Consider the following 11,939-nt stretch of genomic DNA (forward strand, 5'->3'; position numbering starts at 1 on the left):
GGGCACCGGTCCGAGGGGGGTCGCGGTCCGCGGCGTCGGCTGCGGTGCCGGGACCGCGCCCGGGGGCGGCTGCGGGGCGGGCCTGCCTGCGGGGACCGGTGCCCGCCTCTCTCCCGGTTCCGCGTCCGCCAGCACCGCCGGAGGCAGCAGCACCACCGCCGTCGTCCCACCGTAGGGCGAGTCCTTGAGGGTCACCCCGATGCCGTGCCGGGCGGCGAGGCGGCCGACGACGTACAGGCCGAGGCGGTCGTGCCGGGTGGGGTCGAAGGCGTCGGGATCGGTGAGGGTGCGGTGGGCCTCCGCGTGCTGCTCGGCGTCGAGACCGAGCCCGCGGTCGTCGATCTCCAGTACGAACCCGCCGCCGACCCGCCCGGGCCGCAGCGTGACCCGGGTGTGCGGCGGCGAGAACACCGTCGCGTTCTCCAGCAGCTCGGCGAGGAGGTGTACGACGCCGGCGACCGCGTCGGCCGCGATGGCCGCCTCGGGCATCGGCGGCACCGCCACGCGCGTGTAGTCCTCGATCTCGCTCACCGCCGAGGCGACCACGTCCGCCACGGGCACGGGCCGGCGCCAGCGGCGGCCGGGCGCCGCGCCGGAGAGGATGATCAGGCTCTCCGCGTGCCGGCGCATCCGGGTGGTCAGGTGGTCGATGCGGAAGAGCTGGCTCAGGATCTCCGGGTCGTCGGTCCGCCGCTCCAGCGTGTCGACGAGCTTGAGCTGCCGGTGCACGAGTGCCTGGTTGCGCCGCGCGATGGTGAGCAGCACCGCGAACAGGCCCCGGCGCAGGCCGGCCTGTCTGACGGCGGCCTCCACGGCGGCAAGGCGAGCGGTGTTGAAGGAGCGCCCGACCTGGCCGATCTCGTCGTGGTGCACCTCGTCGGCGGCGAGCGGGGGCGCCTCGGCGAGCGCGTCCACGTCCTCACCCGCGCTCAGTCGCCGCATGACGTCGGGGAGTTGGCGCGCGGCGAGGACGTCGGCCGCGTCCCGGAGTGCCTCCAGGCGGCGGGAGAGGCGCCGTGCGCCGCGCACCGCGAGCCACAGCGACAGCGCCACGGCCGCCAGCCCGACCGCTCCGACGACGGCGGCCTTCGTCAGCTCGTGGTACGCGAAGGCCCGGCCCCGCGCGGCGGAGTTCTCGGCGGAGCGCGTGCACAGCAGCATGTAGCGCGTGACGGCCCGGTCGGTGGTCGACCGCCAGGTGTCCGCCGCGACGGCCCGCCCGGCCCCCGCGGCGCCGGCCCGCAGCAGCGCGTCCTCACCGTGCTCCAGCGAGCGGTGCGGCTCGGTGCGCTGGAACTCCTCGAACAGACGCCGCGAGTCGGCGGGCAGGTCCGGTACGTACGTCCGCTCGAAGACCCGCCGGTCCTCGATGGTCGCGGTCAGGGCGTCGTACTGCCGGTCGGTGAGCGTGCCCGCCGCTCGGGCCCCGGCGACCAGGGCGTCCTCCCGGGACACGAACTCCCGCACCCGCACCAGCTCGACGACGACCTGCGCTTCCCTGGCGAGCTGTCCGGCCTGGAGGGCGGTGAGCGTGGACTGGACGTCGAAGCCGGGCTCGACGAGTTCGCCGTACTCCCCGACGGCCCGGTCCCAGGTGACCCGGCGGGTCAGTACGCGCTCGCGCAGGCCCTCCAGCTTCCCGGTGGCGGCGACCATGGCGTCCACGGCCCGCCGCTGCCGGCCGGTGAGCCGGCCGCGGTCGCCGTCGCGGACGGCCCGCCGCATGGCCTCGACGGCCCGGTCGGTGCGGCGCTGCTGTTCGAGCAGGTCACCGGCGGCGGCCGGGTCGAGGCGGGCGCCCAGGTAGGCCGCGGACATCCGGCGCTCGATCTGGATCTGACCGACCGCGGTGTCCACCGGGGTGCCGAAGTCCTCGTACACCGCTTGGAGCCGCAGGAGGGCGCGCAGTTCCGACGTGACGGACACCATGGTGAAGCTCCACAGGCCCATCAGCGCGACGGCCGGGGCGAGGGCGAGCGCCACGATCCGCGCGCGGACGGTGGTGGGACGGCCGACGGGCCAGCGCATGGGATACCTGCCCGGTGTTACCAGTCAGTACAAAGTCCGGCACAACCTACGGGATGCCCCTTCGGACCGCAATGGTGACCTGCGGTAACTCCGGGTCGCCTCGGGCGCCGCCGGAACGTGCCCGGATGATGACCACCATGGGAGCGGGGCGGCGGCCCCCCGGGCCCGGCGACGGGCCCTACCCCGGAGCCCCCGAGGAGAAGCGGCGCAGCAGCGGCGACAGCACCAGCACGGACTTGGTCCGCTCCACGAAGGGCTCGCCCGCGATGCGTTCCAGGACGCGTTCGAAGTGGCGCATGTCGGAGGCGAAGACCTGGACGATCGCGTCCGCGTCACCGGTGACGGTCGACGCGGCCACAACCTCCTGGTAGCGCTCCAGGCCCCGCTGGATGGTCTCCGGCGAGGTGTTGCGCCGGCAGTAGATCTCGACGAACCCCTCGGTCTCCCAGCCGAGCGCCGCCGGGTCCACCCGGACCGTGAACCCGGTGATGGCTCCGGTGGCCCGCAGCCGGTCCACGCGCCGCTTGACGGCGGGCGCGGACAGGCCGACGAGCTGCCCGATGTCCGCGTAGGAGCGGCGCGCGTCCTCGGCGAGGGCGTGCACGATGCGTTCGTCGAGATCGTTCAGCACGAGGGGTGGTTCATTTCTCCGGGTCGGTCACTTCTCCGTCGCCACCGCGGCGCCCTCGGCGGTGGCGAGACGGGAGCGGCGGTAGCCGTACCCGAAGTAGAACACGAGCCCGACCGCCATCCAGACACCGAAGACCACCCAGGTGACGGCGGACAGGCTGCCCATCATCCAGGCGCAGAAGGCGAAGCCCAGCGCGGGCAGCACCGGGGACAGCGGGACCCGGAAGGTGCGCGGCATGTCCGGGCGAGTCCGGCGCAGCACCACCACGGCCACGTTGACCAGAGCGAACGCGAACAGCGTGCCGATGCTGGTGGCGTCGGCCAGTTGGCCCAGCGGGACGGCGGCGGCGAGGACGCCGCAGAACACCGAGACGATCACCGTGTTGGCGCGGGGCGCGCCGGTCTTCGGGTGGACCCGGGCGAAGACCTTGGGCACCAGCCCGTCGCGGGACATGGCGAAGAGGATGCGGGTCTGGCCGTAGAGCACGGTCAGCACGACGCTCGCGATGGCGATGACGGCACAGAACGCCAGCAGGGTGGCCCAGAAGCTCTGCCCGGTGACGTCCCTCATGATCTGGGCGAGCGCGGCCTCGGAGTCGTCGAAGCGGCGCCAGGGCCGCGCGCCGACGGCGACGGCCGCGACCAGGACGTACAGGGTGGTCACGATGACGAGGGACAGCATGATCGCGCGCGGCAGGTCCCGCTGCGCGTCCTTCGCCTCCTCACCGGCGGTGGACGCGGCGTCGAAGCCGATGTACGAGAAGAACAGCGTGGCGCCGGCCGCGCTGACACCCGCCATGCCGAGCGGCATGAAGTGCGCGTAGTTGCCGGACCTGAACCCCGTGAAGCCGATGGCGCAGAACAGGACCAGGGCGGCGATCTTCACGCACACCATGATCGTGTTGGCGCGCGCGGACTCCTTGGCGCCGCCGAGCAGGAACGCCATCGCGAGGAGCACGACGATCAGGGCGGGCAGGTTGAAGACGCCGCCGGCGCCGGGCGGGGCGGACAGGGCGTCCGGGATGGTGACGCCGATGGTGCCGTCGAGCAGTTCGTTGAGGTACTCGCCCCAGCCGACGGCGACGGCGGCGACCGAGACGCCGTACTCCAGGAGCAGGCACCAGCCGCAGACCCAGGCGATCAGTTCACCCATGGTTGCGTATGCGTACGAGTACGAGGATCCGGCGACCGGGATGGTGCCCGCCAGCTCGGCGTAGGACAGGGCCGAGAACAGCGCGGTGAGCCCGGCGATCACGAAGGACAGGGTGACGGCCGGCCCGGCCTTCGGGACGGCCTCGCCGAGGACGACGAAGATGCCGGTGCCGAGGGTGGCACCGATGCTGATCATGGTGAGCTGCCACAGCCCGAGGGACCGCCGCAGCGTCCCTCCCTCACCCTGGCCCCCCTCGGCGACCAGGCGTTCCACCGGCTTGCGACGCATGAGGCGCCCGGCGACGCCCGGGGACGCCGGGGCGGCCGTTCTCTGGTCCTGCGGGGGTGCGCCTTGGTCGAGCACGCGCTGGCTCCTTATCGCTGCCGGTCACGACGGACGAGGACCGGCGGAAGCCCGTCAGGGCAGGAACCCGCCGAGCGGAGTCCCCGCCACGCCACCTACAGCGCAGCACCCTATGAGGCACGGCTTCGCGAGCGTAATGACGCAGGCTTGCGCATGCCCGCATGATCATTGCGTTGATCGGGGCCCGGTGCCCTTTTGTTGCGCCGGGACCGCGAACCGTTGCACGGCGGCCCCGCGGGTCCCTTTTCCCACCCTTTCTCCGGCTCCCGCGCGCCGGCCGGGTGCGCGAGGGTCCGCACCCGGCCGGCGCTCCCGCCGCGGGGACGCCGACGGCCCCCGCCGGTCCCGGGAGCGGGACCGGCGGGGGCCGTCGGTGGAAGGGGTGCCGATGGGCGGAAGGGGCCGGTGAGGCCGGCGTGTCAGTTCCAGCTCGCGTGCAGCGGCTTGCCCTCGGCGTAGCCGGCGGCGCTCTGGATGCCGACGACGGCCTTCTCGGCGAACTCCTCCAGGGAGCCGGCGCCGGCGTAGGTGCAGGAGGAGCGCACGCCCGCGATGATCGAGTCGATCAGGTCCTCGACGCCCGGGCGGGCCGGGTCGAGGAACATGCGGGAGGTGGAGATGCCCTCCTCGAACAGGGCCTTGCGGGCGCGGTCGTAGGCCGACTCCTCCGAGGTGCGGTTGCGCACCGCGCGCGCGGACGCCATGCCGAACGACTCCTTGTAGAGGCGGCCGTTCGCGTCCTGCTGGAGGTCGCCGGGCGACTCGTAGGTGCCCGCGAACCAGGAACCGACCATCACGTTGGACGCGCCGGCCGCGAGGGCCATGGCCACGTCGCGCGGGTGCCGCACACCGCCGTCGGCCCACACGTGCTTGCCGTACTTCCTCGCCTCGGCGGCGCATTCCAGGACGGCGGAGAACTGCGGCCGGCCCACGCCGGTCATCATCCGGGTCGTGCACATCGCGCCGGGGCCCACACCGACCTTGATGATGTCCGCGCCGGCGTCGATCAGGTCCTTGACGCCCTCGGCGGAGACGATGTTGCCCGCCACGATCGGCACGTGCGGGTCGAGGGCGCGCACCACCTTGATCGCGCTGATCATCGACTCCTGGTGGCCGTGCGCGGTGTCGATGACAAGCGTGTCCACGCCCGCGTCGAGGAGCTGCTTGGCCTTGCCGGCCACATCGCCGTTGATGCCGACGGCGGCGGCGACGCGCAGCCTGCCGCGGGAGTCCACGGCCGGGGTGTACAGCGTGGCGCGCAGGGCGCCCTTGCGGGTCAGGATGCCGGCGAGCCGGCCGTCCTCGTCCACGGCCGGGGCGTAGCGGCGGTTGTGCGTGTCGAGGGTGTTGAAGGCCTCGCGCGGGTCGATGCCGGCGTCCAGCAGCAGCAGGTCCTTGGACATCACCACTTCGAGCTGGGTGAAGCGGTCGACGCCGCTGAGGTCCGCGTCGGTGACGATGCCGACCGGCCGCTGCTCCTCGTCGACGACGACGCCGGCGTTGTGCGCGCGCTTGGGCAGCAGGGCCAGGGCGTCGGCGACGGTCTGGTGCGGTGCCAGCACGATCGGGGTGTCCAGCACCAGGTGGCGGCTCTTGACCCAGGAGACGACGTCGGTGACCACGTCGATCGGAATGTCCTGCGGGATGACCACGAGGCCGCCGCGCCGGGCGACCGTCTCGGCCATGCGGCGGCCGGCGACGGCGGTCATGTTGGCGACGACGAGCGGGACGGTGGTGCCCGTGCCGTCCGGCGAGCCGAGGTCCACGCCCTGACGCGAACCCACCGCGGAGCGGCTCGGCACCATGAACACGTCGTCGTACGTCAGGTCGTACGCGGGCTGGATGTCATTGAGGAAACGCACGTGCCGCACATCCCAGTCGATCAGAGGTGACCCCCCGACGGGTGCGCCAGGGGAAAAAGAGCACGTACTTCATTGTCCCATGACGGTCGGCCCGTCACGCCCCCACAGAACCTCCAGGCCCGCCGGAAGGCTGCTGGGAGGATCCTCCAAGGAGCCCTCCGGGCCCGGGACGACGCCGGTCCGGGGCGCGGTCCGCGGCCTCCTCGCACACGTCCTGCCCGGTCAGCCACTCCTCGGGGTTCGCCGGGGCGTACTCCCGCCGGCCCCGCACGACGACCGGCAGCCGCCCTTCGGCAGCGGCCCCGGGCCGGACGGCGCCTTCGGACAGGGGGCCGCCGGCGCGTCCCCGGTGCGGCCGCACCGGGGAGGCAGCCACCGGGGCCCGGGCGGTGCGGTCCGGCAGGCCCGCCCCGGCCGTGACCCCGTCGAGGTCGACGGCGGCCCGCCGGGTCCCGCGTCATCCCCGCACCGCCCGGCAGGAGTCGGAGGGACACCGGGGGACGCCCGGGGGACGGAGCGCGGCGGCGGCACGCCGCCGGTGCCGTGACGGGTGTCCCGTCACGTCCGCACCCGAAGCACCCGACGCACCCGACGCACCCGACGCACCCGACGCGGCTACGCCGGGCCCGCCTGGGCCCGGCCCGGGCCGGGCCGTCAGTGCCCGTCGGGGTCCGTGCGGCCGAGCGCGGGCTTCGGCGCCGGCCCGGCCGCCATCAGGTGGTCGGCGGCCGAGGTGTCCGTGACCAGGCTGGTGACCAGCCCCGAGCGCAGCACCGCGTCGATCGCGGAGGCCTTGCGCTGCCCGCCGGCGATCGCCACGACCTCCGGGACGCGGCGGAGCTGGTCGGCCTTGACCGTGATGCACCGCTCCCCCAGGTCCCGCCCGATCCGGCGCCCCTCGGCGTCGAACAGATGGGCGGCCATCTCGGCGGCGACCCCGAGCGAGGCGTAGTGCGCGCGCTCCTCGTCGCTGAGCATGTCGTGCACCGTGGAGATACCGGGCTCCCAGGAGCCGATGGAGACACAGGCGACCGTGACCTTGTCGAAGTACTCGAAGGCCCGGGCGATCCCCGTCTGGTTGCGCAGCGCGGCCGCCGTGGCCGCGTCCGGCAGCAGCATCGGCGCGTAGATGGGATGGGCGTCACCGCCCGACACCTGCGCGGCACGGCGCACGGCCTCCACCGAGCCCCGCTCGGACGTCCCGGCGTCGTACACGCCCGTGAGCTGCACCACCGTGCACGGCGGCAGCCGGTCGAGCGCGGCCGCCATGTGAATGGTCGACCGGCCCCAGGCCAGCCCGAGCACATCCCCCTCGTTGACGAGCTCGCCGAGCAGGTCGGCGGCGACCTCGCCGAGGTTCTCGGGGTCGGGGGTCTCCTCGGCCTCGGCCGGGGACTCGACCACGACGGCGTGCCTCAGGCCGTAGCGGGCGCGGAGCGCGTCGGAGCGCTCGGCGTCCAGCTCGGCCGGCACACGGATCTCGATACGCACGAGATCCCGTTCGAGGGCCGTCTCCAGGACCCGGGCCACTTTGAAGCGGCTGACGCCGAACTCCTCCGCGATCTGGATCTTGGACTTGCCCTCGAGGTAGAAGCGGCGGGCCATGGCCGCCGCCTGCACCAGCTCAGCGGGTCCCATCCGCATGGCTGACCGGCCCGCCGACATACCCGACACGGCGATCTCCTCACTTCTGTTCACACTCTGGATTCGCCGTTCATCCTTGCAGATCCGGCGCGACTGATCCGCCCACACGGGCGGCGTTCACTCAAGCGTTCACGCAGCCGTGGCTCAGTGGCCGCATGCCCAGGACGCCCCGGCGGTCGCGGAATCCGCCTGGGCGCGCAGCGCCCGCACCGCCTCCGCCGGGTCGTCGGCCCCGTAGACGGCCGAGCCGGCCACGAACACGTCCGCGCCCGCGTCCGCGCACCGCTCGATCGTCGAGGCCGACACTCCGCCGTCGACCTGCAGCCACAGCTGGAGACCGTGCTTGCCGATCAGCTCCCGGGTACGGCGGATCTTCGGCAGCATGATGTCGAGGAAGGCCTGCCCGCCGAAGCCCGGTTCAACCGTCATGATCAGCAGCATGTCGAGTTCCGGCAGCAGGTCCTCGTACGGCTCGATCGGCGTCGCGGGCTTCAGCGCCATGGCGGCGCGGGCACCCTTGGCGCGGATCTCCCGGGCGAGCCGCACCGGCGCGGCGGCAGCCTCCACGTGGAAGGTGACCGACGAGGCCCCCGCCTCGACGTACCGCGGTGCCCAGCGATCGGGGTCCTCGATCATCAGATGGCAGTCCAGCGGGGTGCCCGTGGCCCGGGCGAGGGACTCCACGACCGGCACACCGAGCGTGAGGTTCGGGACGAAATGGTTGTCCATCACGTCGACATGGAGCCAGTCGGCTCCCTCGACCGCCTTGGCCTCGTCCGCGAGGCGGGCGAAGTCGGCGGACAGAATGCTGGGGTTGATCTGCGCGGCCATGACCCAAGCCTGCCATGCCGCCGCGCCCGGCTGTGACGGCGGTCCGTCGCGGTGCCGTCACGGCCGCGCACCGGTGGGGGCCGGCGGCCCGCGGCCGGGCCTCCCCCGGGAACGCGGGCCGGTCTCAACCGGTGCGGCGGATCAGGGCCAGGTACATCGCGTCGGTGCCGTGCAGGTGCGGCCAGAGCTGCACGTCGGGCCCCTCGCCGAGCGCCGGGACGCCGGGCAGCAGGGGGCGGGCGTCGACCAGCTCGGTGTCCGGGCGCTGCTTGAGCACGTCGGCGAGGACCGCCCGGGTCTCGGCGAGATGCGGGGAGCAGGTGGCGTAGCCGACGACCCCGCCGACCCGCACCGAGTCCAGCGCGGTGCGCAGCAGGGCGCGCTGCAGCGGTCCGAAGGTGTCCAGGTCCTCCGGGCGGCGCCGCCAGCGTGCCTCGGGGCGCCGGCGCAGGGCGCCGAGCCCGGTGCAGGGCACGTCCATCAGGACCCGGTCGAAGGAACCGGCCCGCCACGGCGGCCGGGTCCCGTCGGCGGTGACGACCTGGTACGGACCCGGGTTGCCCTGGAGGGCCTTGGCCACCAGACCTGCCCGGTGCGGCTGCTTCTCGGCGGCCAGCAGCGCGGCCCCGCGTTGCGCGGCGAGCGCGGCCAGCAGCGCGGCCTTGCCGCCGGGACCGGCGCAGCCGTCGAGCCAGGTGGCGTCGGGGCCGTCGAGCGGAGCGTTCGCGAGCGCGAGGGCGACGAGCTGGCTGCCCTCGTCCTGCACCCCGGCCCGGCCCTCGTGCACGGCCCGCACCGCGCCCGGCTCGCCGCCCTCGGCCAGCCGCACGGCGTACGGCGACCAGCGGCCCGGCACGGCGGCGTCCTCGCTCAGCAGTTCCTCGGTGGTGGCCCGGCCCGGCCGCGCCACCAGCGTGACCTCGGGCCGCTCGTTGTCGGCCGCCAGCAGCTCCTCGATGCCGGCCCGGCCGCCGCCGAGGGAGTCCCACAGCGCGGAGACGACCCAGCGGGGGTGCGAGTGCACGACGGCGAGGTGGTCCTCGGGGTCCTCGTCGTAGGGCGGCGCGACCTTCTCGATCCACCCGTCGAGATCGTTCTGGGCCACTCTCCTCAGCACCGCGTTGACGAACTTGGCTCGCCCGTCACCGAGCACCACCCGTGCCAGCTCCACCGAGGCGGACACGGCGGCGTGGGTGGGGATCCGGGTCCCGAGGAGCTGGTGCACGCCCAGGCTGAGCACGTCGAGCACCGGCGGGTCGACCTCGCGCAGCGGCCGGTCCACGCAGGCGGCGATGACGGCGTCGTAGGTGCCCTGCCTGCGCAGCGTCCCGTACACCAGCTCGGTGGCGAGAGCGGCGTCCCGCGCGTCGAAGCCGCCCTTCTCTCGGGCCTTGCGCAGCAGTGGCGGCAGCACCAGGTTGGCGTACGCGTCCCGTTCGTCCACCGCGCGCAGCGCGTCGAAGGCCAGGATGCGGACGGGGTCCTTCTGGGGACGGCGGTAGGGCTTGGCGGGCCGACGCGGCCGCTGGGACTGCTCGCTCACGAAAAAGGTGCTCCGGATGTGAAGGGGGGGGTGCGGTCCCAGCGTACGTCGCCGCGGCCGCGCCCCCGCCGCGCGGGGTTCAGCCCCCGAGCGTCTCCTCGTCCGCGATGCGCGCCCCGCGGGCCCAGTCGGCGGCCCGCATCGGCTTCTTGCCCTGCGCCTGCACCCACAGCAGCTCGACGGCGTACGACCCGGTGCCCACGTGCACGCTGTTCTTGCCTGCCGCGAGCTGTCCCGGGGCGAGGCCGGTGCGCTCGGGCACGGGCGTCACCTGCACGAGCTTGAGCCGCTCACCGCGGAACACGGTCCAGGCGCCGGGCGCGGGCGTGCAGCCGCGCACCACCCGGTCGACGCGCAGCGCCGGCGCCGCCCAGTCCACCCGGGCGTCCTCGACGGTGATCTTGGGGGCGAGCGTGACGCCCTCCGCCGGCTGCGCTACGGCCTTCAGGGTGCCGTCCGCGATGCCGTCCATGGTGGCGGCCAGCAGCCCCGCGCCGGCGAAGGCGAGCCGGGTGAGCAGGTCGCCGCTGGTGTCGGTGGGACGGACCTGCTCGGTGACGGTGCCGTACACCGGCCCGGAGTCGAGCCCCTCCTCGATGAGGAAGGTGGAGGCCCCGGTGATCTCGTCGCCCGCCATGAGGGCGTGCTGCACGGGCGCGGCCCCGCGCCAGGCGGGCAGCAGGGAGAAGTGCAGGTTGACCCAGCCGTGCGCGGGGATGTCCAGGGCGACCCGGGGCAGCAGGGCGCCGTAGGCGACCACGGGGCAGCAGTCCGGGGCGATCTCCCGCAGCCGTTCCAGGAACTCGGGGTCGCGCGGCTTGGCCGGCTTCAGCACCTCGACGCCCGCCTCCGCCGCCCGTTCGGCCACGGGGGACGCGACCAGCCTGCGCCCTCGCCCGGCCGGCGCGTCGGGCCGTGTGACGACGGCGGCCACCTCGTGCCGCCCGGAGGCGAGGAGAGCGTCCAGGGCGGGAACGGCGACCTCGGGGGTACCGGCGAAGACGAGCTTCATGGGCGGGATCGGGCCTCTCGGGCGGGGGTCGGGCGGGCAGCGCACCAGTCTATGACCCGGCCGGGCCACCCGCTCCACGGACCCGCGGCCGCCGACGGCGACGGGCCGCGCCGGTGGTGCGCGGGTGACGAACGGGCGTACGCGCGTGTCCGCACGCCCCCACCCCGTGACCAGGGGGGCTTCCACGCGTTGGTCAAGAGAGAGTTGACCCCACCGGACCGCGTCAGCGGCCCAGTTCCTTTCAACGCCGGTTGGAGAGGCTTGTTCATGGCCGACCACGCAACTCACGACGCCCAGGCCCGGGCCAGCCTGCACTTGCTGGTGCGGGACATCGAGCGGGTCCGCCGGCAGGTGGACGCACTGCGCACGCTCACCGCCCAGTTGGGCAACGTCTACCGTCCGCGCCGTTCCGGCCCGTCCACGGGGTTCGTCGTCTACGGACGCGCCCCCGCCCCCACGGTCCGCCTCGCCCAGGAACTCCGGGACAGCGTCGAGACGCTGGTGACCGCCGCCGTGGACTTCGACCGCTCGCTGGGCTTCTCCTGGGACGCGGTGGGCTCGGCCCTCGGGGTCACCAAGCAGGCGGTGCACCGCCGTTACGGCGCCCGCCGGGCCGCGGCGCAGGCGGCCGCCGAGAACGAGCGGGCCACGGAGCCGTCCGGCACCCGCACACTCGACGTGAACTCCCCCGTGCCCGCCCCCGCGGTGCCGACCGTGCCCGCGGCCCGCTCGATGCCGACGCAGCCGACCGCGGGCAGCCCGACGCTGCGCGACGACGCCCGGACGACGGCCTTCCCGGGCCCGCGCAACGGCTGAGCGCGCCGGCCGGCCCGACCTCGTCCCCGCCCTCCCGGAACACCGGGAGGGCAGACG

The 11,939-nt window shown here is 74.2% G+C and carries 9 protein-coding genes; 1 reads left to right on the forward strand and 8 read right to left on the reverse strand.

Features of this window, described 5'->3' with window-relative positions; genetic code table 11:
- The 8 genes from MXD57_RS11155 to fmt all read right to left on the reverse strand — a co-directional run.
- The coding region (locus MXD57_RS11155; protein WP_250401205.1) for a nitrate- and nitrite sensing domain-containing protein at positions 1-2,028 on the reverse strand (2,028 nt) is incomplete at its 3' end.
- A 178-nt stretch (positions 2,029-2,206) separates the two neighbouring features.
- Positions 2,207-2,659, reverse strand: a complete 453-nt coding sequence (locus MXD57_RS11160; RefSeq protein WP_199209773.1) for an Lrp/AsnC family transcriptional regulator — start codon at positions 2,657-2,659, stop codon at positions 2,207-2,209.
- Between the two features lie 27 nt (positions 2,660-2,686).
- Positions 2,687-4,174 (reverse strand): amino acid permease, encoded by a 1,488-nt coding sequence (locus tag MXD57_RS11165; RefSeq protein WP_250401206.1) that lies wholly within the window; start codon positions 4,172-4,174, stop codon positions 2,687-2,689.
- Positions 4,175-4,593: 419 nt separating this feature from the next.
- Complete coding sequence (locus tag MXD57_RS11170) at positions 4,594-6,036, reverse strand: GuaB1 family IMP dehydrogenase-related protein (RefSeq protein WP_250401207.1); 1,443 nt, start codon at positions 6,034-6,036, stop codon at positions 4,594-4,596.
- A gap of 654 nt (positions 6,037-6,690) precedes the next feature.
- Positions 6,691-7,734, reverse strand: coding sequence for a sugar-binding transcriptional regulator (locus MXD57_RS11175; protein WP_250401208.1), 1,044 nt, complete (start codon positions 7,732-7,734; stop codon positions 6,691-6,693).
- Between the two features lie 90 nt (positions 7,735-7,824).
- Positions 7,825-8,511, reverse strand: a complete 687-nt coding sequence (gene rpe / locus MXD57_RS11180; protein WP_250401209.1) for a ribulose-phosphate 3-epimerase — start codon at positions 8,509-8,511, stop codon at positions 7,825-7,827.
- A 124-nt stretch (positions 8,512-8,635) separates the two neighbouring features.
- Entirely contained in the window at positions 8,636-10,054 is a 1,419-nt protein-coding gene (locus MXD57_RS11185; RefSeq protein WP_250401210.1) for an RsmB/NOP family class I SAM-dependent RNA methyltransferase, read from the reverse strand.
- Positions 10,055-10,133: 79 nt separating this feature from the next.
- A complete protein-coding gene (gene fmt, locus MXD57_RS11190; protein WP_250401211.1) occupies positions 10,134-11,066 on the reverse strand; it encodes a methionyl-tRNA formyltransferase in 933 nt (310 codons plus the stop codon).
- Between the two features lie 267 nt (positions 11,067-11,333).
- Between fmt and MXD57_RS11195 the strand changes: the two genes are divergently transcribed.
- Positions 11,334-11,882: a hypothetical protein gene (locus tag MXD57_RS11195; protein WP_250401212.1), complete on the forward strand. Its 549-nt coding sequence runs from the start codon at positions 11,334-11,336 to the stop codon at positions 11,880-11,882.
- Positions 11,883-11,939: the final 57 nt, after the last annotated feature.

The organism is Streptomyces cellostaticus (assembly GCF_023630175.1).
GTDB classification, from domain to species: domain Bacteria; phylum Actinomycetota; class Actinomycetes; order Streptomycetales; family Streptomycetaceae; genus Streptomyces; species Streptomyces cellostaticus_A.

What these genes read in the sequence shown, in the direction of transcription:
- rpe (WP_250401209.1), bottom strand. Translation starts at nt 8,511, where the DNA reads ATGGCCGCGCAGATCAACCCCAGCATTCTGTCCGCCGACTTCGCCCGC.
- fmt (WP_250401211.1), bottom strand. Translation starts at nt 11,066, where the DNA reads ATGAAGCTCGTCTTCGCCGGTACCCCCGAGGTCGCCGTTCCCGCCCTG.
- MXD57_RS11195 (WP_250401212.1), top strand. Translation starts at nt 11,334, where the DNA reads ATGGCCGACCACGCAACTCACGACGCCCAGGCCCGGGCCAGCCTGCAC.